Source organism: Enterobacter cloacae complex sp. I3 (genome assembly GCF_014896175.1).
Lineage (GTDB): Bacteria > Pseudomonadota > Gammaproteobacteria > Enterobacterales > Enterobacteriaceae > Enterobacter > Enterobacter bugandensis.
Window position 1 is genome coordinate 12694 of the sequence record NZ_JADBQZ010000013.1, and the last position, 24531, is coordinate 37224.

A 24531-nucleotide genomic window follows, 5' to 3' on the forward strand; every position below is an offset into this window, starting at 1 on the left:
CGAAAATTTGAAGATTAGGCGATTTTCACCAGCGCGCGGCCGTGGAACTGGTTATCCATGATTTTACTGGCATATTCAGGTGCCTGGCTGAGCGTAATTTCGGTAGCGCTCTGGGTATAGAACGATTCCGGCAAATCGCGCACCAGACGCTCCCATGCCTCTGCACGGCGAGCCGCAGGCGTCATCACGGAATCCACGCCCTGCAGGCGGACGTTACGCAGAATAAATGGCATGACGGTCGTTGGCAGGGCAAATCCGCCCGCCAGGCCGCAGGCTGCCACGCAGCCGCCGTAGTTCATCTGCGCCAGGACTTTTGCCAGCACCTTATCACCGACGGTATCCACCGCACCTGCCCAGACCTGTTTTTCCAGCGGGCGGGTCTCGGCAAACTCATCGCGGCCAAGAATGCGGCTGGCGCCGAGCTGGCGCAGATAATCGTGCGTGCTTTCACGGCCGGAAACCGCCGCAACCTGATAACCCAGCTTGTGCAGCAGCGTGACCGCCGTGCTGCCCACGCCACCGCTGGCCCCGGTCACAACAATTTCACCCGACTCGGGGCGAACACCCGCCTCTTCCAGCGCCATCACGCACAGCATGGCGGTAAAGCCTGCGGTACCAACGATCATCGCTTTGCGGCCATCTATGCCTTTCGGCATAGGCACCAGCCAGTCGCCCTTCACGCGCGCCTGCGTTGCCAGCCCGCCCCAGTGATTTTCGCCCACGCCCCAGCCGGTGAGCAGCACATGCTGGCCCGCATGAAAACGGGGATCTTCGCTGCTATGAACCCGGCCAGCAAAATCAATACCCGGCACCATAGGGAAATTTCGGATGATTTTACCCTTGCCGGTGATCGCCAGCGCATCTTTATAATTTAAACTGGACCAGTTGATGTCGACGGTGACGTCGCCTTCCGGCAGGCGAGTCTCTTCTACGGCCTGTACTGAGGCAAGCGTTTTGCCGTCCTGCTGTTCTAAGATTAAAGCCTGCATACGGGGTCCTCACGGCTCAGATGATTGGAAAAGAGTTCCTGAAGACTATACTCGCTCAGGGTAAAGCAATGCCGATTTAACGCAATAAATTGCCAGATACGCCAGGTTTGGTAGTATGCCGCATTTGAAATGCAAGTTAGCGCTTACTCGCTACCCCATCAACCCACGGAGTAATCTCAAGGATGCGATTAACGACGAAGTTCTCGGCTTTTATCACCCTGCTGACGGGGCTTACCATCTTTGTCACGCTTCTTGGTTGCTCTCTGAGCTTTTATAACGCCATTCAGGACAAACTGGTCAACCGGGTGCAGTCCGTTGCGTCGGTCATTGATACGCGTCTGCTGACCACTCCACTTCCTGAGCTATCCCGGGAGCTGGATGAGTTGATGGTGCCGGTTGATATTATTCAGGTCGACATCCAGCAGGGAAAGCATCCGGTTTTAAGCCATGAACGACAGGACAGCTATCGACCTGCGGGCGTGGTGAGCCAGTATCGGGAAGTAACGGTGCACTCCCTCAAAAATCCGGGGATGACCATACACATGGTCTACCTCGATCCGATGGCCAGCTATTTCCGTTCTATGATGACCACCGCGCCGCTTACTGTTGCCGTCGCCTTCATTATTTTGCTGATTTTTCTCGCGGTACGCTGGCTGCGCCGCCAGCTTTCAGGCCAGGAACTGCTGGAGATCCGCTCCGTGCGTATCCTGAACGGTGAACGCGGCCCGCAGGTTCGCGGCTCGGTCCATGAATGGCCCTCACGCGCCAGCAGCGCGCTGGATACGCTGCTCTCAGAGATCCAGTTTGCCAGCGACCAGCGCAGCCGAATGGATACGCTGATCCGCTCTTATGCCGCGCAGGATAATAAAACCGGCCTTAACAACCGCCTTTTCTTTGACAATCAACTCGCCACGCTGCTCGACGATCCGGAAAAAGTGGGCACGCACGGGGTGGTGATGATGATTCGCCTGCCCGATTTCGATCTGCTGCGCGACACATGGGGGCAGCGGGCGGCGGAAGAAAATCTCTTTACGCTGATCAACCTGCTCTCCACCTTTATTATGCGCTATCCGGGGGCGCTGCTGGCCCGCTACCACCGCAGCGACTTTGCCGTATTGCTGCCGCATCGCACGTTGAAGGAATCAGAAAGCATTGCCAGCCAGCTACTTAAGGCCGTCGACGCGCTGCCGCAGAGCAAAATGCTCGACAGAGACGATATGGTCCATATGGGGATTTGCGCCTGGCGCGGCGGACAGTCGACAGAGCAGGTGATGGAGCATGCGGAAGCGGCCACCCGCAACGCGGTATTGCAAGGGGCGAACGGATGGGCGATCTATGATGATTCGCTGCCTGAAAAAGGGCGTGGAAACGTGCGCTGGCGTACTTTGATTGAGCAAATGCTGAGTCGCGGCGGGCCGCGTATTTATCAAAAACCGGCGGTCATGAAGAACGGTTTTGTCCACCACCGGGAATTGATGTGCCGTATTTTCGACGGGACGGAAGAGGTTATTTCTGCGGAATATCTGCCGATGGTTCTGCAATTTGGGCTCTCCGAAGAGTATGACCGCCAGCAAATTACACGCTTGATTCCATTTTTATCATTCTGGCCTGAAGAAAATCTGGCGTTACAGGTTACCGTTGAGTCATTAATACGCCCGCGTTTTCAGCGCTGGCTGCGTGATACTTTAATGCAATGCGAAAAATCGCAACGCAAACGCATTATTTTTGAACTTGCTGAGGCGGATGTGGGTCAACACATCAGCCGGTTGCGTCCGGTGGTCCGTTTGATCAACGCGCTCGGTGCCCGTGTCGCGGTAACGCAGGCGGGTTTAACGCTGGTCAGTACCAGCTGGATCAAGGAGCTGGATGTGGAGCTATTAAAGCTACATCCGGGGCTGGTAAGGAATATTGAGAAGCGCACGGAAAACCAGCTGCTGGTTCAGAGTCTGGTTGAAGCGTGTAAGGGAACGCGAACACAGGTATTTGCCGCAGGCGTGCGCTCCAGAGGCGAATGGCAGATGTTAACAGAGCGCGGAGTGACGGGCGGTCAGGGCGATTTTTTTGCCGCCTCTCAGCCGCTTGACACCAACGTGAAAAAATATTTGCAAAGATACTCTGTTTGACCTGCCGTTTACGTTGTTTTCACGTAGAATATCGCGCCTGTAGCTTTGAGTATGTCGAGCAAAAAGCCAGTGAACGACCTTTAATGGGTTACAAATATCAGTGAGGAACACGACTGTTTACTCAGCCCTGAGGGAGTCAGGGGATGAATTTGTAACAACAGGAAACGTACTGCACAAATTTTCACCGTTGCAGATGATTTTTGCGCCTTGTCGCTGCTGCGTGTGGTTGGTAAAGTAAGCGGATTTTGTTTTCCGCCCCAGCTTTCAGGATTATCCCTTAGTATGTTGAAAAAATTTCGTGGCATGTTTTCCAATGACCTGTCCATTGACCTGGGTACCGCGAATACCCTTATTTATGTAAAAGGACAAGGCATCGTATTGAATGAGCCTTCTGTTGTGGCCATTCGTCAGGATCGTGCAGGCTCGCCGAAAAGCGTGGCCGCAGTGGGTCATGACGCGAAGCAGATGCTGGGTCGTACCCCTGGCAACATCGCCGCTATTCGCCCAATGAAAGACGGCGTTATCGCTGATTTCTTCGTGACTGAAAAAATGCTTCAGCACTTCATCAAGCAGGTTCACAGCAACAGCTTCATGCGCCCAAGCCCGCGTGTTCTGGTGTGTGTGCCGGTTGGCGCAACCCAGGTAGAACGTCGCGCAATCCGTGAATCTGCCCAGGGTGCAGGCGCACGTGAAGTGTTCCTGATTGAAGAGCCAATGGCTGCGGCAATCGGTGCAGGTCTGCCAGTTTCTGAAGCCACCGGTTCTATGGTGGTGGATATCGGTGGTGGTACCACTGAAGTGGCCGTTATCTCACTGAACGGCGTGGTGTACTCCTCCTCCGTACGTATCGGTGGTGACCGCTTCGATGAAGCCATCATCAATTACGTGCGCCGTAACTACGGCTCTCTGATCGGTGAAGCCACCGCAGAGCGTATCAAACACGAAATCGGTTCTGCATATCCGGGCGATGAAGTGCGTGAGATCGAAGTGCGTGGCCGTAACCTGGCGGAAGGTGTTCCACGCGGCTTTACCCTGAACTCCAACGAAATTCTGGAAGCACTGCAGGAACCACTGACGGGCATCGTGAGCGCGGTAATGGTTGCGCTGGAACAGTGCCCACCAGAGCTGGCGTCCGACATCTCCGAGCGCGGTATGGTTCTGACCGGTGGTGGTGCGCTGCTGCGTAACCTCGACCGCCTGTTGATGGAAGAGACAGGTATTCCTGTCGTAGTTGCAGAAGATCCACTGACTTGCGTCGCCCGCGGTGGTGGCAAGGCGCTGGAAATGATCGACATGCACGGCGGCGACTTGTTCAGCGAAGAGTAGTCATGGTGAAAGGGTAGCGAATCGCTACCCTTTCTCTCTGACACGAGAATACGCATAGCCTATGAAGCCAATTTTTAGCCGTGGCCCATCGCTACAGTTTCGCCTCATTCTGGCGGTTCTGGTTGCGCTTGGCGTCATTATTGCCGATAGCCGCCTCGGTACGTTCAGCCAGATCCGAACGTACATGGATACCGCCGTCAGTCCTTTCTACTTTATATCAAATGGTCCCCGTGAACTGCTCGACTCCGTTTCTCAAACGCTGTCTTCACGAGACCAGCTCGAACTTGAAAACCGGGCATTACGCCAGGAACTGCTGCTGAAAAACAGCGAACTGCTGATGCTGGGGCAATACAAGCAGGAAAACGCGCGTCTGCGTGAACTGCTCGGCTCGCCGCTGCGTCAGGACGAGCAGAAGATGGTTACCCAGGTGATCTCCACCGTGAACGACCCTTACAGCGATCAGGTTGTGATCGACAAAGGGAGCGTGAACGGGGTGTATGAAGGTCAGCCCGTCATCAGTGATAAGGGCGTAGTAGGCCAGGTCGTTGCCGTCGCCAAACTGACCAGCCGTGTGCTGCTGATTTGCGACGCCACCCACGCGCTGCCGATCCAGGTTCTGCGTAACGATATCCGCGTGATTGCGGCCGGTAACGGCTGCACTGACGATCTGCAGCTGGAACATCTGCCTGCTAACACGGACATCCGTGTCGGCGACGTGCTGGTGACGTCCGGTCTCGGTGGACGCTTCCCTGAAGGTTACCCGGTTGCGGTGGTCTCTTCGGTTAAGCTGGATACGCAGCGTGCATACACTGTGATTCAGGCCCGTCCAACCGCCGGTTTACAGCGTCTGCGCTACCTGCTGCTGCTCTGGGGTGCCGATCGTAACGGTGCTAACCCGATGACGCCTGAAGAGGTGCATCGCGTGGCGAATGAACGCCTGATGCAGATGATGCCGCAGGTTCTTCCGCCAGCGGACTCTATGGGGCCGCCTGCGCCCGTGCCTGCGCCGGCAACCGGGTTAACGCAGCCGCAGCCTGATGCGCCGCCACCGCCTAAACTCTCTTCGGGAGGGCAGTAGTGGCAAGCTATCGTAGCCAGGGACGCTGGGTCATCTGGCTCTCGTTCCTCATTGCACTGTTGCTGCAGATTATGCCCTGGCCGGATAACATTCTCGTTTTCCGGCCAAACTGGGTCTTGCTCATTTTACTTTACTGGATCCTTGCCCTGCCGCATCGCGTAAATGTCGGCACGGGTTTTGTGATGGGTGCCATACTGGATCTCATTAGTGGCTCTACGCTGGGCGTGCGCGCCCTGTCCATGAGCATTATTGCGTACCTCGTCGCACTGAAATTCCAGCTCTTCCGTAACCTCGCGCTCTGGCAACAGGCCCTGGTCGTGATGCTGTTGTCGCTTGCTGCGGATATCGTTGTTTTCTGGGCAGAGTTTTTAGTGATCAACGTCTCTTTCCGACCGGAAGTGTTCTGGAGTAGTGTAGTAAACGGTGTGCTCTGGCCGTGGCTATTCCTGCTGATGCGTAAGGTTCGCCAGCAGTTTGCTGTGCAATAAAAGGTTTCTATGACGTCTCTGTATCTTGCTTCCGGCTCCCCGCGCCGTCAGGAACTCCTGACGCAGTTAGGGGTCTCTTTTGAACGCATCGTGACCGGCATTGAAGAAAAACGTGCTGAGGGCGAAAGTGCTCAGCAGTACGTGTCTCGCCTGGCACGCGAGAAAGCGCAGGCGGGCGTGGCCTGTGTGCCGCGCGATCTGCCCGTGCTGGGAGCAGATACCATCGTTATCCTTAACGGTGAAGTCCTCGAGAAACCGCATGACGCCGACCATGCGGCGCGCATGCTGCGCAAGATGTCCGGGCAAACGCACCAGGTGATGACGGCCGTCGCGCTGGCGGACAGCCAGCACGTGCTGGATTGCCTGGTGGTTACGGATGTCACGTTCAGAGTGATTACCGACGACGAGATCGCCGCTTATATTGCCAGCGGTGAACCGATGGATAAAGCAGGTGCATACGGTATTCAAGGGTTGGGTGGCTGTTTTGTCAGGAAGATTAATGGCAGCTATCACGCCGTAGTCGGCTTACCGCTGGTGGAAACGTATGAGTTGCTGAGCAATTTTAACTCACTGCGTGAGGGAAGGGATAATTATGACGGCTGAATTGTTGGTAAACGTAACGCCATCGGAAACCCGTGTGGCCTATATTGACGGTGGCATTCTTCAGGAAATTCATATTGAGCGTGAAGCGCGGCGCGGAATAGTAGGCAATATCTACAAAGGTCGTGTCAGTCGTGTACTGCCGGGTATGCAGGCGGCTTTTGTAGATATTGGACTGGATAAGGCGGCATTTTTACATGCCTCCGACATCATGCCGCACACCGAGTGCGTCGCGGGCGAAGAGCAAAAGCAGTTTGCCGTACGCGACATTTCCGAGCTGGTGCGTCAGGGCCAGGACTTAATGGTGCAGGTGGTGAAAGATCCCCTTGGCACCAAAGGTGCCCGTCTGACCACCGACATTACCTTACCTTCCCGCTATCTGGTCTTTATGCCCGGCGCGTCGCACGTGGGTGTTTCGCAGCGTATTGAGAGCGAAAGCGAGCGCGAGCGGCTGAAGAAAGTGGTCAGCGCCTACTGCGATGAACAGGGCGGGTTTATTATCCGTACCGCTGCAGAAGGGATCAGCGAAGAAGACCTGGCGTCGGATGCGGCTTACCTGAAGCGCGTCTGGACCAAAGTGATGGAGCGTAAAAAACGCAACCAGACTCGCTACCAGCTGTACGGTGAGCTGGCGCTTGCGCAGCGCGTGCTGCGTGATTTTGCCGACGCGCAGCTCGACCGCATTCGCGTGGACTCTCGCCTGACGTATGAAGCGCTGCTGGAGTTTACCGCTGAATACATCCCGGAAATGCCGGGCCTGCTGGAGCATTACACCGGGCGTCAGCCGATCTTCGATCTCTATGATGTCGAAAACGAGATCCAGCGAGCGCTAGAACGCAAGGTCGAACTGAAGTCCGGCGGCTATCTGATCATCGATCAGACCGAAGCGATGACCACCGTCGATATCAACACCGGCGCGTTTGTCGGTCATCGCAATCTGGACGACACCATCTTCAATACCAACATCGAAGCCACGCAGGCGATTGCGCGTCAGCTTCGTTTGCGCAACCTCGGCGGCATTATCATCATCGACTTTATCGATATGAGCAATGAAGACCATCGTCGTCGTGTGCTGCACTCGCTGGAGCAGGCGCTGAGTAAAGATCGCGTGAAGACCAGCATCAATGGCTTCTCGCAGCTCGGCCTGGTGGAAATGACCCGGAAACGGACCCGCGAAAGCGTGGAACATGTCCTGTGTAATGAGTGTCCAACCTGCCATGGACGCGGAACGGTAAAGACGGTTGAGACCGTCTGCTATGAAATTATGCGTGAAATCGTCCGTGTTCATCATGCCTACGACTCCGATCGTTTTCTGGTCTATGCTTCCCCTGCGGTGGCTGAAGCCCTGAAAGGCGAAGAGTCGCACGCGCTGGCGGAAGTGGAAATCTTTGTCGGCAAACAGGTAAAAGTACAAATTGAACCGCTCTATAACCAGGAGCAGTTTGACGTCGTAATGATGTAAAACGCAGTACGCTGCGTGACGAAAGCTGACAAGGAGAGATGCGTGAGGCGATTGCCGGGGATTTTAGTGCTTACAGGGGCAACGCTGGTCGTGATTGTCGCGTTGCTCGTGAGCGGGCTACGCCTCGTTTTACCGCATCTGGACAGCTGGCGTCCGCAGCTGCTGGCGAAAATCGAATCCACCACCGGCGTGCCGGTCGACGTAAGCCAGGTTAGCGCCAGCTGGCAGAATTTTGGCCCGACGCTGGATGTCCGTGACATCAACGCCAGCCTGAAAGATGGCGGTCATCTCAAAATCAAACGCGTAACCCTGGCGCTGGACGTCTGGCAAAGCCTGTTGCATCTGCGCTGGCAGTTTCGCGATCTCACCTTTTATCAACTCCAGTTTCTGACCAATACGCCGCTGACGGGCGGTGATAACAATCAGGGCCTGGAAGCCAACCGCTTCAGCGATCTCTTCCTCCGCCAGTTCGATCATTTCGATCTGCGCGACAGCGAAGTGAGCTTTATTACCCTTTCTGGCCAGCGCGCCGAACTGGCGATCCCGCAGCTGACCTGGCTTAACGGCAAGGATCGACACCGCGCCGAGGGGCAGGTCAATCTTTCCAGCCTGAACGGCCAGCACGGCGTCATGCAGGTGCGTATGGACTTGCGTGACGATGACGGCCTGTTAAACAACGGCAAAGTCTGGCTGCAGGCCGACGATGTGGATGTAAAGCCCTGGCTCGGCGACTGGCTGCAGCAAAACATGCAGCTGGAAACCGCCCGTTTCAGCCTTGAGGGCTGGATGACCCTGACGAAAGGGAAATTTGCCAGCGGCGATATCTGGCTGAAGCAAGGGGGCGCGAGCTGGAAGGGTGAAAGACAGCAGCATCAACTTTCCGTCGATAACCTCACCGCGCACGTGACGCAGGAAAAAGAGGGCTGGCAGTTCGCCATCCCGGATACGCGCATCACGATGGACGGCAAGCCGTGGCCGCGCGGTGCGCTGACGCTGGCCTGGATGCCGGAGCAGGACGTGGGCGGCGCGGCGAGTAAACGCAGCGATGAGCTGCGCATCCGCGCCAGTAACCTGGATCTGGCGGCCATTGAAGGCCTGCGCTCCATGGCGGCAAAGCTCTCTCCGGACCTGGGCGAGATCTGGCTGGCAACGCAGCCGAGCGGAAAAATTGATTCTCTGGCGCTGGATATCCCGCTTCAGGCGACGGAAAAAACCCGTTTCCAGGCAACATGGAAAGATCTTGCCTGGAAGCAGTGGAAGATGCTGCCGGGCGCGGAGCATTTCAGCGGCAAGCTGGAAGGCAGCGTGGAGAACGGCAGGCTCACGGCCGATATGCACAACGCAAAAATGCCTTACGAGACGGTCTTCCGCGCGCCGCTGGAAATTGAGCAGGGCAGCGCGGTGCTTAACTGGCTCCGTAACGATAAGGGCTTCCAGCTTGATGGTCGCCATATCGACGTCAAAGCCAAAGCGGTACACGCGCGGGGTGACTTCCGCTATTTACAGCCGCAGGGTGACGAACCGTGGCTGGGCATTCTGGCCGGGATCAGTACCGATGACGGTTCTCAGGCCTGGCGCTATTTCCCGGAAAATCTGATGGGTAAAGCGCTGGTCGACTATCTGAGCGGCGCAATTCAGGGCGGTCAGGCGGAAAACGCCACGCTGGTCTACGGCGGTAACCCGCATCTTTTCCCGTACAAACATAATGAGGGGCAGTTCCAGGTGCTGGTGCCGCTGCACGACGCCACATTCGCGTTCCAGCCGGGCTGGCCCGCGCTGAAAAACCTGGATATCGAGCTTAACTTCCTCAACGACGGATTATGGATGAAGGCGGGCAGCGTTGCGCTGGGAGGCGTAACGGCCAGCAACCTGACGGCCAACATCCCGGACTACTCAAAAGAGAAGCTGCTGATTGATGCCGACATCAACGGCCCGGGGAAAGCGGTGGGGCCGTACTTTGAGGAGACGCCACTCAAAGAGTCGCTGGCGGCGACCCTTCAGCAGCTCCAGCTCGATGGCGATGTGAATGCTCGCTTACATCTTGATATCCCGCTGGACGGTGAAATGACCACCGCCAAAGGTGACGTCCGTCTGAAGAACAACAGCCTGTACATTAAACCGCTTGATAGCACCCTGAAAGACCTCAGCGGACAGTTCAGCTTTGTGAACGGTAATTTGAAAAGCGAGCCGCTGACCGCCAGCTGGTTTAATCAGCCGGTGAATATCGACTTCTCAACAGCCGAGGGGCAAAAGGCTTATCAGGTGGCCGTTAATCTGGACGGCAACTGGCAGCCGTCGCGTATGGACGTCCTGCCGAAGCCGATTGAGGCGTCAGTAGCGGGCGCGGTCGCCTGGCAGGGCAAAGTGGCAATCGACCTGCCTTATCACGCGGGTGCACACTATAAGGTCGACATTACGGGTGACCTGAAGAATCTTCAAAGCCAGCTGCCTGCGCCGCTGGATAAACAGGCCGGACAGCCGCTGCCGGTGAAGCTTAACGTGGATGGCAATCTGGACAGCTTCGCGCTGACCGGAAGTGCGGGCGGAACAAACCACTTTAACAGCCGCTGGCTGCTTAACCGCAAGCTTACCCTCGACAGAGCCATCTGGACGACGGACAGCAAAACCACGCCGCCGTTGCCTGAGCATGCGGGCGTTGAGCTGAATCTCCCGCCGATGGACGGTGCGGAGTGGCTGGCGCTGTTCCAGAAAGGCGTTGGGCAAAACGTTGATGAGGCCGCCCAGTTCCCGCAGACCATTACCGTACGCACGCCGTCGCTGATGCTGGGCGGACAGCAGTGGAACAATCTGAGCATTGTCTCCCAGCCAACCGCTAACGGCTCAAAAGTGGAGGCGCAGGGCCGGGAAATCAACGGCACGCTGACCATGCGCAATAACGCGCCGTGGCAGGCAGCGATCCGCTATCTCTACTACAATCCGGCTGCCGCGAGTAAAGATAAACCGGCGAATACATCGCCGCTGAGTAATACTACCCGCGTCGATTTTAGCGGCTGGCCCGATCTGCAGCTGCGCTGCGCGGAGTGCTGGCTGTGGGGGCAAAAATATGGCCGTATCGACGGTGATTTTGCCATCCAGGGGAATACGCTCAAGCTCTCCGGCGGATTGATCGACACCGGCTTTGGCCGCATGACAGCGGGTGGAGAGTGGGTGAATAACCCGGGCGAGCAGCGCACGTCCCTGAAGGGCGACATTAAAGGCAACAAGCTGGATGCGGCAGCCAACTTCTTTGGCATCAGCACGCCGCTGCGCGGCTCCTCGTTTAACGTTAATTACGATCTTCACTGGCGTGCCGCGCCGTGGACACCGGACGAAGCGTCACTGAACGGTATTCTGAAAACACACTTTGGCAAAGGTGAAATCGCCGATGTGAGCACGGGGCGTGCCGGGCAGATCCTGCGCCTGCTGAGTTTTGATGCGCTGCTGCGTAAGCTGCGCTTCGATTTCAGCGACACCTTCAGCGAAGGTTTCTATTACGATTCCATCCGCAGTACGGCGTGGATCAAGGACGGCGTTCTGCACACGGACGACACGCTGGTGGATGGGCTGGAAGCGGACATCGCCATGAAAGGCTCGGTCAACCTCGTGCGTCGCGAGCTGGATATGGAAGCCGTGGTGGCGCCGGAAATTTCCGCCAGCGTGGGCGTGGCGGCGGCCTTTGTGGTTAACCCGATTGTCGGTGCGGCGGTGTTTGCCGCCAGTAAAGTGCTGGGGCCGCTGTGGAGCAAGGTCTCCATTCTGCGCTACCGCATTACCGGTCCGGTGGATAAACCGCAGATTAACGAGGTGCTGCGCCAGCCGCGCAAAGATGCACAGCAATGATTTGACGTGGGCTGGTAATTGCCTCACTCTCAATAAATACGATCTTTATACCGCCACGGGCGGCAACGAACGAGTAGCAATACGATGAGTCTGAACCTGGTAAGTGAACATTTGCTCGCAGCGAACGGCCTGAGCCATCAGGACCTGTTCTCCATTCTTGGTCAACTGACCGAACGCCGTCTCGACTACGGCGATCTCTATTTCCAGTCGAGCTATCACGAATCCTGGGTTTTAGAAGACAGCATCATCAAAGATGGCTCATATAACATTGACCAGGGCGTCGGCGTGCGCGCCATCAGCGGCGAAAAAACCGGTTTTGCCTATGCCGACCAGATAAGCCTGGCCGCGCTGGAGCAGAGCGCGCAGGCCGCGCGTACCATTGTGCGCGATGCCGGCGACGGTCGCGTGAAAACCCTGGGTGAAGTGCAGCACTCCGCGCTTTATACCAGCATCGACCCGCTGCAAAGCATGAGTCGCGAAGAGAAGCTGGACATCCTGCGTCGCGTGGACAAAGTGGCGCGCGCCGCCGACAAACGTGTTCAGGAAGTCTCCGCCAGCCTGAGCGGTGTGTATGAGCTGATTCTGGTGGCGGCAACGGACGGTACGCTGGCGGCCGATGTGCGTCCGCTGGTGCGTCTCTCCATCAGCGTGCAGGTCGATGACAACGGCAAACGCGAGCGCGGCTCAAGCGGCGGCGGCGGTCGTTTCGGCTATGACTGGTTCCTGGGCGATGTTGACGGCGAAGCGCGCGCTGACGCGTGGGCTAAAGAAGCCGTGCGCATGGCGCTGGTGAATCTTAATGCTGTTGCGGCGCCGGCCGGGACATTCCCGGTGGTGCTGGGCGCAGGCTGGCCGGGCGTGCTGCTGCACGAAGCGGTGGGCCACGGTCTGGAAGGCGATTTTAACCGTCGCGGGACGTCCGTGTTCAGCGGCCAGATCGGACAGCTCGTCTCCTCTGAGCTTTGCACCGTAGTGGATGATGGCACCATGCTTGACCGCCGCGGCTCGATTTCTATCGACGATGAAGGTACGCCAGGCCAGTACAACGTGCTGATCGAAAACGGCGTGCTGAAAGGCTACATGCAGGACAAACTCAACGCGCGCCTGATGGGCGTAGCGCCAACGGGTAACGGCCGCCGTGAATCTTACGCGCACCTGCCGATGCCGCGCATGACCAACACTTATATGCTGCCGGGCAAATCCACGCCGCAGGAGATTATCGAATCCGTGGATTACGGTATCTTTGCGCCAAACTTTGGCGGCGGCCAGGTGGATATCACCTCCGGTAAGTTTGTCTTCTCGACTTCAGAAGCGTACCTGATTGAGAAGGGCAAAGTGACTAAAGCGGTGAAGGGCGCGACGCTGATTGGCTCCGGCATTGAAGCGATGCAGCAGATTTCCATGGTCGGTAACGATCTGAAGCTGGATAACGGCGTGGGTGTTTGCGGTAAAGAAGGCCAGAGCCTGCCGGTTGGCGTGGGTCAGCCAACGCTGAAAGTGGATAATCTGACGGTGGGCGGCACGGCCTGACCTGAGCAAACATAAAAAATGGCGCTACAGATGTAGCGCCATTTTTTTAACGTAAGTTACCCAGCGGGATCTCCGGATCCGGCTCGTGAGTAATGCGGTTACGCAAGTCACGTCGAATGATTTCGATCGACCAGAACCAGACCAGATGACCCACGATCTCTGACACGTGTTCATACCAGGGCAGATCAAACAGCGGTGGCGTCAGCCCCATCAGCGGGAAGGAGAGCATGTGAACAAAAAGCTGTGCCAATGCACCCGCCAGCAAACCCTGCCAGAGTTTAATTTTCGGGAAGACTTCAGCAACGACACAATACCCAACCGCGAAGACGATTGAGAAAATAATATGCGTTACGCCGACCCAGTTAAATATATGTCCGGCAAAGGTATAAACTGCTGCGTTAGGATCAACTACGCCCAGCCAGTCGCGTAAAAAAACATAGGGTGGATTTAAAAAATTGCGGGAGCAATCTATCTGGCCTGCGGCTCTTATTAATTGCTCAGGGCCGCATGCGCCGGTAAATAAATCGGTGGGACTGCGTGGCGGGAGTGGTACCTCGGCTCCCCATTTGACAAACGCGGAGACAATTCCTGCAATTAAGCCAATGAACGCGGCGAGTCCGTAGCGCCTGCGTGACGGCGGTGTTTGTTCAAATAGATTCATTTCGTTTCCTTGTTTAACGTCATCCTGCGGAATACATTTTATTATTCAAATCAGCAACAAAATAATAACAGTCTGAATGCCAGACTTTTTATAAGGTAAAGGGCAGGCGGCGGCAGTGTCAATTCGCTATTCCTGATAGAAGCTAAAGAATATTCCTGGATGAAGGCCGGCTTCATCCTGAAATATTAATGGCGCGGATATTTCAGAAATTAATTTCTTATTCCTTTCTTCTACCGCGCATACCCTGAAACAGCTCTGCTACGTCGACAAAATAGTCCGTCAGATAGTTAATACAAACCTGCACCTTCAGCGGCAGCTTGTCCTTCTCGGTATACAGGGCGTAGACCGGGCGTGGATCGGACTGATAGCGCGGGAAGAGGATCTCCAGCACGCCGCTGTTGATCTCATTGATCACCCACATCAGCGGCACGTAGGCGATCCCGGCGCCGGCCACCAGCCAGCGCGAAATGGTCATTGGATCGTTGGTGACGAACCGGCCTTCCGGCAGCAGCCTGGTGGAGATCCCTTCCGGAGCAATCAGTTCAAATTCATTATCGGGGCGGACGCTGTACTCCAGCCAGGAGTGGTTAGCGAGATCGGCAGGTTTCTCCGGCACACCGTACTGCGCCAGATAGCTCTTCGAGGCACAGACCACCATCGGCATGCTCCCGAGGCGACGCGAGAACAGGCTGGAGTCCTGCAACGCGCCAACGCGGATCACCACGTCTAATCCATCGGCGATCAGGTCTGGAGCAGGGATGCCCGTCACCAGATTGACGGTAAGCCCAGGGTACTCTTTCAGCATGTCCGCCGTCATGGCAGCGAGCACATTTTGTGCCATAGTTGAAGAACACCCTATGCGCAGCGTGCCGATGGGCGTGTTGTTAAAGGCATAGAGTTGTTCGTGAACATCCTGCACTTCATGCAGCATGCGGCGACAGCCCTGATAGTAAATTTTACCGGCTTCCGTCAACCCGATGCTGCGGGTGCTGCGGTTGAGCAGCTTAACCTGAAGCTCATCTTCCAGTTTGGACACCGTCTGGCTGATGGATGAGACGCTCATCTGAAGCTGGCGCGCAGCGGCGGTAAATGAGCCGAGTTCAACCACTTTGGCGAAGACGGACATGCGTTTTAAACGTTCCATTGTTCACTCTGGCTTAAAAGTGATTTAGATCACATATGATAGATAACAGCATAACAGTTACGTTAATATATTATTAATTACATAACGGCTGCGCCATTCTCGCCCTGCGTTTCTAGCTCTCCTGCGATGGCGTGCGCTAAAAAATTCTGAAGCCTGCACTCTCTCTTATCAAGGTCAACATGAGTCTGTTTCCCGTTATCGTGGTGTTCGGTCTGTCGTTCCCACCGATATTTTTCGAGCTTCTTTTATCACTGGCGATCTTCTGGCTGGTGCGCAAGGTGCTGGTCCCGACCGGGATCTACGATTTCGTCTGGCACCCTGCATTGTTCAATACCGCGCTGTATTGCTGCCTGTTTTACCTGATATCGCGCATGTTTGTCTGAGGTTGATGTGAAAACGCTAACAAGAAAAATCTCCCGCACCGCCATTACCATGGCGCTGGTTATCCTCGCGTTCATCGCTATTTTTCGCGCCTGGGTTTATTACACCGAATCACCGTGGACGCGTGACGCGCGCTTTAGCGCCGATGTGGTGGCAATTGCCCCCGACGTGGCCGGCCTTATCACGGCGGTTAACGTTCACGATAACCAGCTGGTGAAGAAAGATCAGGTCCTGTTCACCATCGACCAGCCTCGTTATCAGAAGGCGCTGGAGGAAGCAGAAGCAGACGTGGCCTATTACCAGGCGCTGGCCGCAGAGAAACGCCGTGAGGCAGGCCGTCGTAACCAGCTGGGCGTTCAGGCCATGTCTCGCGAAGAGATTGACCAGTCCAACAACGTGCTGCAAACCGTGCTGCACCAGTTAGCGAAAGCGCAGGCAACGCGCGATCTGGCGAAGCTCGACCTGGAGCGGACCGTGATCCGCGCGCCGGCCGATGGCTGGGTGACCAACCTGAACGTCTATGCCGGGGAGTTTATCACCCGTGGCTCAACCGCCGTGGCGCTGGTTAAACAGAACTCCTTCTACGTGCTCGCCTATATGGAAGAGACCAAGCTGGAGGGCGTTCGTCCGGGATATCGCGCAGAAGTCACGCCGCTTGGCAGCAACCGCGTCTTTAAAGGTACCGTCGACAGCGTCGCCGCAGGGGTAACCAACTCCAGCAGCTCTAACGATGCCAAAGGGATGGCGACGGTGGATTCTAACCTGGAGTGGGTGCGTCTGGCGCAGCGCGTGCCGGTACGTATTCATCTGGATGAGCAGCAGGGCAACCTGTGGCCAGCGGGTACCACGGCGACGGTGGTGATCACCGGAGAAAAAGATCGGGATGCCAGCCAGGACTCCCTCTTCCGTAAAATTGCCCATCGCCTGCGCGAGTTTGGTTAATCGCCATGGGTATCTTTTCCATCGCCAGCCAGCACATTCGCTTCGCCGTGAAGCTGGCGTGCGCCATCGTGCTGGCGCTGTTCGTTGGCTTCCACTTCCAGCTTGAAACCCCTCGCTGGGCGGTGCTGACCGCCGCGATTGTCGCGGCGGGCCCTGCCTTCGCCGCGGGTGGAGAACCCTACTCTGGTGCGATCCGCTATCGCGGGATGCTACGTATCATCGGGACGTTTATCGGCTGTTTCGCGGCGCTGACCATTATTATTCTGATGATCCGCACGCCGCTGCTGATGCTAATGGTGTGTTGCATCTGGGCAGGCTTCTGCACCTGGGTCTCGTCTCTGGTAAAAGTGGAGAACTCCTACGCCTGGGGGCTGGCGGGCTATACCGCGCTGATCATTGTCATCACCATCCAAAGCGAACCGCTGCTCGCGCCGCAGTTTGCCGTGGAGCGCTGCAGCGAGATTGTGATTGGTATTGTCTGCGCGATCGTGGCTGACCTGCTTTTCTCCCCGCGCTCGATCAAGCAAGAGGTGGATCGCGAGCTGGACGCGCTGATCGTTGCCCAGTACCAGCTGATGCAGCTGTGCATTAAACACGGCGACAGCGAAGAGGTGGATAAAGCCTGGAGCGGGCTGGTTCGTCGTACGCAGGCGCTGGAAGGGATGCGCAGCAACCTCAATATGGAGTCGTCTCGCTGGGCGCGGGCGAATCGTCGCCTTAAAGCCCTGAATACCGTCTCCTTAACGCTGATTACCCAGGCGTGCGAAACCTATCTTATCCAGAACACCCGCCCGGAAGTGGTCACCGATACGTTCCGTGAGCTGTTTGCCGAGCCGGTGGAAACCGTACAGGACGTGCATAAGCAGCTTAAGCGCATGCGCCGGGTGATTGCCTGGACCGGGGAGCGCGAGACGCCGGTGACGATCTACACCTGGGTTGGGGCCGCAACGCGCTATCTGCTGCTTAAGCGCGGCGTGATCGGTAACACCAAAATCAGCGCGGCGGAAGAAGAGGTGCTCCAGGGCGAAGTGGTGATCAAGGCGGAATCTGCCGAGCGCCATCACGCGATGGTCAACTTCTGGCGTACCACGCTTGCCTGTATGCTCGGCACGCTGTTCTGGCTGTGGACGGGCTGGACGTCCGGCAGCGGCGCGATGGTGATGATTGCCGTCGTGACCGCACTGGCGATGCGTCTGCCTAACCCGCGCATGGTCGCCATTGATTTCCTCTACGGCACCATCGCCGCGCTGCCGATAGGCGCGCTCTATTTCCTGGTCATCATCCCGTCGACGCAGCAGAGCATGCTGCTGCTCTGTATTAGCCTGGCGGTGATGGCGTTCTTTATCGGCATTGAAGTGCAAAAGCGCCGCCTGGGATCGCTGGGGGCGCTGGCGAGTACGATTAACATCATCGTGCTGGATAACCCGATGACCTTCCACTTCAGCCAGTTCCTCGACAGCGCGCTGGGTCAGCTGGTGGGCTGCTTCCTTGCGATGATGGTGATTCTGCTGGTTCGGGATAACTCGCAGGCGCGGACGGGGCGCGTATTGCTGAACCAGTTTGTATCGGCTGCCGTGTCGTCGATGACTACCAATACCGCGCGTCGTAAAGAGAACCACCTGCCCGCGCTCTACCAGCAGCTGTTTTTACTGCTTAACAAGTTCCCGGGCGACATAGCGAAGTTCCGCCTGGCGTTAACCATGATCATCGCGCACCAGCGTCTGCGCAACGCGCCGGTGCCGATCAACGACGATCTCTCGGCCTTCCACCGTCAGCTGCGTCGTACCGCCGACCATGTGCTTTCCGCCAGCAGTGACGACAAACGCCGTCGTTACTTTACCCAACTGCTTGAAGAACTGGATATTTATCAGGAAAAGCTCAAGCACTGGCAAGCGCCGCCACAGGTGACCGAGCCGGTAGGGCGGCTGGTGTTTATGCTGCATCGCTACCAGAATGCCCTCACGGATAACTGACTGAAGTAAAAAAACCGACGCCAAAAGCGCCGGTTTTTTTGTGGCTATACTTATTCCAGCACGTACTTACATTCAGGAAGGGAGGACACATGACGACTCAGGCGCTTCAGGACAACACCCTTTTTCAGACCGGCTATCTGGTCGACGGCATCTGGAAAACGCTGGACACAACGTTTGATGTGCTGAACCCCGCGACCGGTGAGGTCATCGCTAAAGTTGCGAAAGCGGGTAAAGCGCAAACCGAAGAAGCGATCGCAGCGGCCACCAAAGCCTTCCCGGCATGGCGTGCCAAAACCGCGAAAGAGCGTTCGGCGATTCTGTACCGCTGGTACGAACTGATTATTGAAAATAAAAGCTGGCTCGGGCGGTTAATGACCACCGAGCAGGGCAAGCCCCTGAAAGAGGCGGAAGGGGAAGTGGAGTATGCCGCCAGCTTTATCCAGTGGTTTGCCGAAGAGGCCAAGCGCGCGAACGGTGAAATTATTCCGCCAATCAAGCCCGGCTCGCGCATTCTGGCGATTCGTGAGCCCATCGGCGTGGTCGCGGCCATCACGCCGTGGAACTTCCCGATGGCGATGCTCACCCGCAAGCTAGGCCCGGCGCTGGCAGCCGGGTGTACCGGTGTCATCAAACCGGCCAATAACACGCCGCTCAGCGCCTTTGCGCTGCTGACGCTGGCAAAACAGGCGGGCGTGCCCGACGGTGTGCTCAACGCGGTGGCCGGAAATACCCATGAAATCAGCGATGCGATCATGGCCAGCCACGACGTGCGTAAAATCTCCTTTACCGGTTCGACCGCCGTCGGCAAAACGCTGGTGCGCAACGCCGCAGAAACCATGAAAAAAGTCTCGATGGAGCTGGGGGGAAATGCTCCGTATATCGTCTTTGAGGATGCCGACATCGAGGCTGCGGTAAAAGGCGCGATCGCCAATAAATTCCGCAATGCCGGGCAGGTCTGCGTCAGCGTGAACCGCTTCTACATTCAGGAAACCGTCTACGACAAGTTTGTGAATAAACTCGCAGATGCGGTTAATGCCCTTAAGGTGGGGAATGGCCTTGAGGACGGCGTCGTCGTCGGGCCGCTGATTGAATCCGCCGCGGTCGACAAGGTCCGTGAGCATGTTGAAGATGCTGTCACACGAGGGGCGACCGTGCTGGCGGGCGGCAAACCCCATCCGCTGGGCGGTAATTTCTGGATGCCAACCGTGCTGGGCGACTGTCACGAAGGCATGAAGCTGGCAGAAGAAGAGACGTTTGGTCCGGTTGCGGCGTGTTTCCGCTTCACCTCGGAAGATGAAGTCATCCAGCGTGCGAATAACACGCCTTACGGGCTGGCAGCTTACTTCTACACCCAGAACCTTTCCCGGGTTTTCCGCGTTTCACAGGCCATTGAGAGCGGGATGATTGGCATTAACGAGTGCGCCGTTTCCACCGAGCTGGGGCCTTTCGGCGGCGTAAAAGAGTCCGGTCTTGGACGTGAGGGATCCGTGCTGGGGCTGGAAGAGTATCTGGAAGTTAAAACCCTGCATATCGGGGGATTATAATAGACTGGGCGGCATCTGCCGCCCGCCTGGACTGGGTGGCTGGCAATGAAAACCTATACTTTTGATTTTGACGAAATCGACAGTCAGGAAGACTTTTATCGGGAATTTATCCGGGCGTTTGATCTTGAACGGGAAAGCGTGACCAATCTGGATACGCTGTGGGACGTGGTCACCGGCAGCATGCTGCCGCTACCGCTGGAGATTGAGTTTATCCATCTGCCCGATAAGCTGCGCAGACGTTTCGGCGCGCTGATATTACTCTTCGATGAAGCGGAGGAAGAGCTTGAAGGACAGCTTCGCTTTAACGCGCGGCATTAAATGAAAAAAGCCCCTGACCACAAGGCCAGGGGCAAGTCGTATGATGAGATACGACGAGGGTTTATTTATACAGTTCAGCCGTGGCGTGCCAGTGGTCACCCTGATTCAGTTCGGTGACGCGATAGCTGCTGGCGCCTGCTTTTTCAGCTTTGGCGGCAAGTTCCTGACGAATGTCCATCGGGGAGCCGGTGACTGACGTCACGGAGACGCTGCCCATTGGCTGCAGATTTTGTGCCTGATCGGCATTCACTTGCTGTACGGCTGCGCTTGCGCCGAAAGAGAGAGCGGATGCCAGACCCAGGGTTGCGATGATCAATTTGGTTTTCATAGTCTTTACTCCTGAACAGGTTTTTTGCTTAACGGCGAGAAGGGTTGAACTGCTATTTTTATGCCTGGTGCCGTTGAGTGGAGAGTTATGTCTTCAGTGATTACTTAAACTTATTTGTACAGCTCGGCGGTGGCGTGCCAGTGGTCACCGGAACGCGCTTCGATAATGCGATAGGATGACGCACCTTTTTCTTCCGCTTTTTTGTTCAGCATCTCATGCATGTCCATTGGAGACGTGCCAACAGCGCCGACAGAAACCGTACCGATTGCCTCACGGGATTGCGCCTGGTCAGCATTAATAGCGTCAGCCGCGAAAGCACCGAAGGACAGGACAGACAGGACGCTCAGCGCCGCTACAGTAGTTTTGATTTTCATGATTCTTACCTCGTCGAATTTTTTAGTGGGGTCTTGTTTCGTGACCCTCATCACAAAATCAAGTATACACTAATAACGTAAAAAATTAATACCAGACTAATGGTTTCTCTTGTTATTACGTGTTAAACACGCTTTTTTTTATAACCTAATTGCATAATGTTGGGTGTTTTATGAGCAATTTGTGTTGGTATTTATAAGAAAATCATAGGGATAATGCTTTTTGATTTTTTGTGCGATTTGCGGGGTTGTTATTCACTGGATGAATGTTAATGAGTGGTAAAAAGCACTAATCGTCAAAGCAAGGGCAGTGAAATAAAGGGGGAAATGATGCGAGAGCAGAATGATCCCCGCAGCGGCGCTACGGGGGAGGGCGCATTACAGTTCCTGTTCGAACAGAACCAGAATCGCTTCGTGGAGATCCTTCACGGAGAAACCGCTAGCCGGGGTGGTAAAGATAGTGTCATCACCGGCAATGGTGCCGAGGATACCTTCTGTTTTACCTAACGAGTCCAGCATGCGGGCAATCAGCTGCGCGGCACCCGGGCTTGTGTGGATGACCACAACGGCGTCGTTATAGTCGATATCCAGAACCAAATTCTTGAGCGGGCTGGAGGTGGTCGGCACGCCAAGTTCAGCCGGCAGGCAATAGACCATCTCCATCTTGGCGTTGCGGGTACGCACCGCGCCAAACTTGGTTAACATGCGGGAGACTTTCGACTGGTTGATGTTATCGAAGCCTTGTTCCTGCAGCGCCTGAACAATTTCTCCCTGAGAACTGAATTTCTCTTCTTTAAGTAGCGCCTTAAACGCTTTTACCAATTCTTCTTGCTTAGACGAGCTTCGCATAAGTCACCCGGAATATGACGAAAGAAACAACATTATTATGCATGTGGATGAATTTTTATGCAAATTATCTGCTCAACGGCAGGCTGAAATAATGTTATGAAAGAGAGTGATTTTATCAGATTTCGTTATCAGAAAACATGCCTGGGTCACGCCGCGCAAATAAGCTTAAAAGTAAATTAAATGTTATCAAAATGATGTTGTTTTGGTGGCGTGGCAGGGTGTATTGTAACCACCTCTTAATTCGTTGCCATCTGTCGTCAGATAGCTTTCTGGTGAGAGATAAAGTCGTGTGACCTCAAATTCTTTAGCTTCGAAAATTGTAATTAAAGACATGCTGATTTAAGGTCGCGGCAACGGATTTACAGATACTTAAGTTAACCATAATAAGGAGTTTAGGATGAAAGTCGCAGTCCTCGGCGCTGCTGGTGGTATCGGCCAGGCGCTTGCCCTACTACTGAAAACCCAACTGCCTTCAGGCTCAGAACTCTCCCTGTACGATATTGCTCCGGTAACCCCAGGCGTGGCGGTTGACCTGAGCCACATCCCGACCGCTGTAAAAATCAAAGGCTTCTCCGGTGAAGATGCGCGTCCTGCGCTGCAGGGTGCTGACGTGGTCCTGATTTCTGCAGGCGTGGCGCGTAAGCCAGGCATGGATCGTTCAGACCTGTTCAACGTCAACGCGGGCATCGTGAAAAACCTGGTGCAGCAGATCGCTGAAGTGTGCCCGAAAGCATGCATCGGTATCATCACTAACCCGGTGAACACCACCGTTGCTATCGCAGCCGAAGTGCTGAAGAAAGCGGGTGTGTACGACAAAAACAAACTGTTCGGCGTGACCACGCTGGATATCATCCGTTCCAACACCTTCGTTGCTGAGCTGAAAGGCAAACAGCCAACAGAAGTGGAAGTGCCGGTTATCGGCGGCCACTCTGGCGTGACTATTCTGCCTCTGCTGTCGCAGATCCCGGGCGTGAGCTTCACCGAGCAGGAAGTGGCTGACCTGACCAAACGAATCCAGAACGCGGGTACCGAAGTGGTGGAAGCGAAGGCGGGTGGCGGTTCTGCAACCCTGTCTATGGGCCAGGCGGCTGCACGTTTCGGTCTGTCACTGGTTCGCGCTCTGCAGGGCGAGAAAGGCGTTGTTGAATGTGCTTACGTTGAAGGCGACGGCGAACATGCCCGCTTCTTCTCTCAGCCGCTGCTGCTGGGCAAAAACGGTATTGAAGAGCGTAAGCCTATCGGTACGCTGAGCGCGTTTGAGCAAAACGCGATGGAAGGCATGCTGGACACGCTGAAGAAAGATATCACTCTGGGTGAAGAGTTCGTTAACAAGTAAAACGAAGTGTCTCCCGTAGGCCGGGTAAGCGTTAGCGCCACCCGGCAAAAAAACCGAAGCCAGTAAGTGCTTCGGTTTTTTTATGGGGCTAGTTTGTTGCCGGATATTCCTGAATCGTCACGTGCAGCGTCATTTTCTTATCGTTGCGCATGATTTCCACAGGGATGATCGAGCCAGGGCGAATTTCGGCCACCTGGTCCATCGTCTCCAGGGCAGAGACTGCCGGCGTGCCGTTGACCGACACGATGACATCATTAACCTGAATCCCCGCGTTAGCCGCCGGGCCACCCGGTGCCACCTCGTTGACGACGATGCCCTGAATCTGATCGATACCGCCGCCCTGAGTATGCATTGGCGCAATTTCGCGCCCGCCGATACCAATATAGCCGCGGATCACGCGTCCGTCGCGGATCAGCTTATCCATAATCTTGGTCGCCAGCTGGAACGGAATAGCAAAGCCGATCCCTTCCGGCGTCTCGCCGTCGTTGCTTTTATCGAACGAGAGGGTGTTGATGCCCATCAGTTCGCCCAGCGAGTTGACCAGCGCGCCGCCGGAGTTGCCGTGGTTGATTGATGCATCCGTCTGCAGGAAGTTCTGCCGTCCTGACGGGTTGAGGCCAATTCGACCGGTCGCGCTGATAATTCCCTGCGTGATGGTCTGGCCCAGGTTGTACGGGTTGCCGATCGCCAGCACCACATCGCCGATGTGCGGCGTACGTTTACGGTTGATCGGAATGACCGGCAATCCGCCCGTGGCGTTAATCTTCAGCACGGCCAGATCGGTCAGGCTGTCTGAACCCACAAGCAACGCCTCAAACACGCGGCCATCCTGCAGGGCGACGATGATCTGGTCGGCATCGTTGATCACGTGTTTGTTCGTAATAATGTAGCCGCGCTCGTCCATAATCACCCCGGAGCCAAGGGTGCGGATCTCAAGCTGGTTATGTGCTGAGCTGTTGAGGCCGCGGTTATAAACGTTAACCACGGCAGGGGCGGCACGGCGAACGGCCTGGTTATAGGTCGCCGGCGTTTCATCCGTGCTGTCGAACTGGGGGGCAGACAGCTTATTAAACTGACGCAAAGACGGCATCGCCAGCAGCAGCAGGCCAGCGACAATCAAACCGATGACAATGGAACGTAAGAGCTTTAAAAGCATGATGCGCGTGTCGTGAAAAAAGGAACGATTTGCAGCATAACATGAGTTATCCGGACATCACACGCAGCGGTGATGTCCGGGATCGCAAATGC

21 protein-coding genes are annotated in these 24531 nt (G+C 55.9%); 14 read left to right on the plus strand and 7 right to left on the minus strand.

The window, feature by feature from the left end:
- Positions 1 to 14 precede the first annotated feature (14 nt).
- A complete protein-coding gene (locus IM271_RS11735; protein ID WP_193052633.1) occupies positions 15 to 989 on the minus strand; it encodes an MDR family oxidoreductase in 975 nt (324 codons plus the stop codon).
- Positions 990 to 1171: 182 nt separating this feature from the next.
- On the opposite strand from IM271_RS11735, the gene csrD reads away from it, so the two are divergent.
- The 8 genes from csrD (at position 1172) to tldD (ending at position 13436) form a co-directional block, all read left to right on the plus strand.
- Entirely contained in the window at positions 1172 to 3112 is a 1941-nt protein-coding gene (gene csrD / locus IM271_RS11740) for an RNase E specificity factor CsrD (RefSeq protein WP_193052634.1), read from the plus strand.
- Positions 3113 to 3394: 282 nt separating this feature from the next.
- Positions 3395 to 4438 carry a rod shape-determining protein MreB gene (gene mreB / locus IM271_RS11745; protein WP_000913396.1) on the plus strand — a complete coding sequence of 348 codons (1044 nt, stop codon included), beginning with the start codon at positions 3395 to 3397 and terminating at the stop codon, positions 4436 to 4438.
- A gap of 61 nt (positions 4439 to 4499) precedes the next feature.
- Positions 4500 to 5516 carry a rod shape-determining protein MreC gene (gene mreC, locus IM271_RS11750; RefSeq protein ID WP_028014605.1) on the plus strand — a complete coding sequence of 339 codons (1017 nt, stop codon included), beginning with the start codon at positions 4500 to 4502 and terminating at the stop codon, positions 5514 to 5516.
- Positions 5516 to 6004 (plus strand): rod shape-determining protein MreD, encoded by a 489-nt coding sequence (gene mreD / locus IM271_RS11755; protein WP_008502849.1) that lies wholly within the window; start codon positions 5516 to 5518, stop codon positions 6002 to 6004. Before mreC ends, mreD begins: the two co-directional genes overlap by 1 nt.
- 9 nt (positions 6005 to 6013) lie before the next feature.
- A complete protein-coding gene (locus tag IM271_RS11760) occupies positions 6014 to 6607 on the plus strand; it encodes a nucleoside triphosphate pyrophosphatase (RefSeq protein ID WP_028014604.1) in 594 nt (197 codons plus the stop codon).
- Positions 6597 to 8066 carry a ribonuclease G gene (gene rng / locus IM271_RS11765; RefSeq protein ID WP_008502847.1) on the plus strand — a complete coding sequence of 490 codons (1470 nt, stop codon included), beginning with the start codon at positions 6597 to 6599 and terminating at the stop codon, positions 8064 to 8066. The genes IM271_RS11760 and rng overlap by 11 nt, the downstream gene beginning before the upstream one ends.
- 42 nt (positions 8067 to 8108) lie before the next feature.
- Complete coding sequence (gene yhdP, locus IM271_RS11770; RefSeq protein WP_193052635.1) at positions 8109 to 11906, plus strand: AsmA2 domain-containing protein YhdP; 3798 nt, start codon at positions 8109 to 8111, stop codon at positions 11904 to 11906.
- Positions 11907 to 11990: 84 nt separating this feature from the next.
- A complete protein-coding gene (gene tldD, locus IM271_RS11775; RefSeq protein ID WP_028014602.1) occupies positions 11991 to 13436 on the plus strand; it encodes a metalloprotease TldD in 1446 nt (481 codons plus the stop codon).
- 46 nt (positions 13437 to 13482) lie between these two features.
- Here tldD and IM271_RS11780 read toward each other — a convergent pair whose 3' ends face one another.
- Complete coding sequence (locus IM271_RS11780) at positions 13483 to 14097, minus strand: YagU family protein (RefSeq protein ID WP_032644925.1); 615 nt, start codon at positions 14095 to 14097, stop codon at positions 13483 to 13485.
- A 217-nt stretch (positions 14098 to 14314) separates the two neighbouring features.
- Positions 14315 to 15241: an HTH-type transcriptional activator AaeR gene (aaeR, locus tag IM271_RS11785; RefSeq protein ID WP_028014600.1), complete on the minus strand. Its 927-nt coding sequence runs from the start codon at positions 15239 to 15241 to the stop codon at positions 14315 to 14317.
- Positions 15242 to 15420: 179 nt separating this feature from the next.
- Between aaeR and aaeX the strand changes: the two genes are divergently transcribed.
- From aaeX to IM271_RS11810, 5 genes are all read left to right on the plus strand, one after another.
- On the plus strand, positions 15421 to 15624 hold the full coding sequence (gene aaeX, locus IM271_RS11790) for a p-hydroxybenzoic acid efflux pump operon protein AaeX (protein ID WP_003860416.1): 204 nt from the start codon (positions 15421 to 15423) through the stop codon (positions 15622 to 15624).
- Positions 15625 to 15631: 7 nt separating this feature from the next.
- Positions 15632 to 16564: a p-hydroxybenzoic acid efflux pump subunit AaeA gene (gene aaeA, locus IM271_RS11795; protein ID WP_028014599.1), complete on the plus strand. Its 933-nt coding sequence runs from the start codon at positions 15632 to 15634 to the stop codon at positions 16562 to 16564.
- Between the two features lie 5 nt (positions 16565 to 16569).
- Positions 16570 to 18537 (plus strand): p-hydroxybenzoic acid efflux pump subunit AaeB, encoded by a 1968-nt coding sequence (gene aaeB / locus IM271_RS11800; protein WP_041907837.1) that lies wholly within the window; start codon positions 16570 to 16572, stop codon positions 18535 to 18537.
- Between the two features lie 89 nt (positions 18538 to 18626).
- Positions 18627 to 20081 (plus strand): NAD-dependent succinate-semialdehyde dehydrogenase, encoded by a 1455-nt coding sequence (locus IM271_RS11805; protein WP_193052636.1) that lies wholly within the window; start codon positions 18627 to 18629, stop codon positions 20079 to 20081.
- 45 nt (positions 20082 to 20126) lie between these two features.
- Positions 20127 to 20399, plus strand: coding sequence for a barstar family protein (locus tag IM271_RS11810; protein ID WP_028014596.1), 273 nt, complete (start codon positions 20127 to 20129; stop codon positions 20397 to 20399).
- Between the two features lie 61 nt (positions 20400 to 20460).
- Here the strand turns inward: IM271_RS11810 and yhcN (IM271_RS11815) are convergent, their stop codons facing one another.
- From yhcN (IM271_RS11815) to argR, 3 genes are all read right to left on the minus strand, one after another.
- A complete protein-coding gene (gene yhcN, locus IM271_RS11815) occupies positions 20461 to 20727 on the minus strand; it encodes a peroxide/acid stress response protein YhcN (RefSeq protein WP_028014595.1) in 267 nt (88 codons plus the stop codon).
- A 110-nt stretch (positions 20728 to 20837) separates the two neighbouring features.
- On the minus strand, positions 20838 to 21101 hold the full coding sequence (gene yhcN, locus IM271_RS11820) for a peroxide/acid stress response protein YhcN (protein ID WP_014885423.1): 264 nt from the start codon (positions 21099 to 21101) through the stop codon (positions 20838 to 20840).
- Positions 21102 to 21476: 375 nt separating this feature from the next.
- Entirely contained in the window at positions 21477 to 21947 is a 471-nt protein-coding gene (gene argR, locus IM271_RS11825; protein WP_008502836.1) for a transcriptional regulator ArgR, read from the minus strand.
- Between the two features lie 397 nt (positions 21948 to 22344).
- Between argR and mdh the strand changes: the two genes are divergently transcribed.
- Positions 22345 to 23283: a malate dehydrogenase gene (gene mdh / locus IM271_RS11830; RefSeq protein WP_028014594.1), complete on the plus strand. Its 939-nt coding sequence runs from the start codon at positions 22345 to 22347 to the stop codon at positions 23281 to 23283.
- Positions 23284 to 23371: 88 nt separating this feature from the next.
- On the opposite strand, the gene degS is transcribed toward mdh, so the two are convergent.
- Positions 23372 to 24439 (minus strand): outer membrane-stress sensor serine endopeptidase DegS, encoded by a 1068-nt coding sequence (degS, locus tag IM271_RS11835; protein ID WP_028014593.1) that lies wholly within the window; start codon positions 24437 to 24439, stop codon positions 23372 to 23374.
- Positions 24440 to 24531: the final 92 nt, after the last annotated feature.

What these genes read in the sequence shown, in the direction of transcription:
- IM271_RS11735 (WP_193052633.1), bottom strand. Translation starts at nt 989, where the DNA reads ATGCAGGCTTTAATCTTAGAACAGCAGGACGGCAAAACGCTTGCCTCA.
- csrD (WP_193052634.1), top strand. Translation starts at nt 1,172, where the DNA reads ATGCGATTAACGACGAAGTTCTCGGCTTTTATCACCCTGCTGACGGGG.
- mreB (WP_000913396.1), top strand. Translation starts at nt 3,395, where the DNA reads ATGTTGAAAAAATTTCGTGGCATGTTTTCCAATGACCTGTCCATTGAC.
- mreC (WP_028014605.1), top strand. Translation starts at nt 4,500, where the DNA reads ATGAAGCCAATTTTTAGCCGTGGCCCATCGCTACAGTTTCGCCTCATT.
- IM271_RS11760 (WP_028014604.1), top strand. Translation starts at nt 6,014, where the DNA reads ATGACGTCTCTGTATCTTGCTTCCGGCTCCCCGCGCCGTCAGGAACTC.
- rng (WP_008502847.1), top strand. Translation starts at nt 6,597, where the DNA reads ATGACGGCTGAATTGTTGGTAAACGTAACGCCATCGGAAACCCGTGTG.
- tldD (WP_028014602.1), top strand. Translation starts at nt 11,991, where the DNA reads ATGAGTCTGAACCTGGTAAGTGAACATTTGCTCGCAGCGAACGGCCTG.
- IM271_RS11780 (WP_032644925.1), bottom strand. Translation starts at nt 14,097, where the DNA reads ATGAATCTATTTGAACAAACACCGCCGTCACGCAGGCGCTACGGACTC.
- aaeR (WP_028014600.1), bottom strand. Translation starts at nt 15,241, where the DNA reads ATGGAACGTTTAAAACGCATGTCCGTCTTCGCCAAAGTGGTTGAACTC.
- aaeX (WP_003860416.1), top strand. Translation starts at nt 15,421, where the DNA reads ATGAGTCTGTTTCCCGTTATCGTGGTGTTCGGTCTGTCGTTCCCACCG.
- aaeB (WP_041907837.1), top strand. Translation starts at nt 16,570, where the DNA reads ATGGGTATCTTTTCCATCGCCAGCCAGCACATTCGCTTCGCCGTGAAG.
- IM271_RS11805 (WP_193052636.1), top strand. Translation starts at nt 18,627, where the DNA reads ATGACGACTCAGGCGCTTCAGGACAACACCCTTTTTCAGACCGGCTAT.
- IM271_RS11810 (WP_028014596.1), top strand. Translation starts at nt 20,127, where the DNA reads ATGAAAACCTATACTTTTGATTTTGACGAAATCGACAGTCAGGAAGAC.
- yhcN (WP_028014595.1), bottom strand. Translation starts at nt 20,727, where the DNA reads ATGAAAACCAAATTGATCATCGCAACCCTGGGTCTGGCATCCGCTCTC.
- yhcN (WP_014885423.1), bottom strand. Translation starts at nt 21,101, where the DNA reads ATGAAAATCAAAACTACTGTAGCGGCGCTGAGCGTCCTGTCTGTCCTG.
- argR (WP_008502836.1), bottom strand. Translation starts at nt 21,947, where the DNA reads ATGCGAAGCTCGTCTAAGCAAGAAGAATTGGTAAAAGCGTTTAAGGCG.
- mdh (WP_028014594.1), top strand. Translation starts at nt 22,345, where the DNA reads ATGAAAGTCGCAGTCCTCGGCGCTGCTGGTGGTATCGGCCAGGCGCTT.
- degS (WP_028014593.1), bottom strand. Translation starts at nt 24,439, where the DNA reads ATGCTTTTAAAGCTCTTACGTTCCATTGTCATCGGTTTGATTGTCGCT.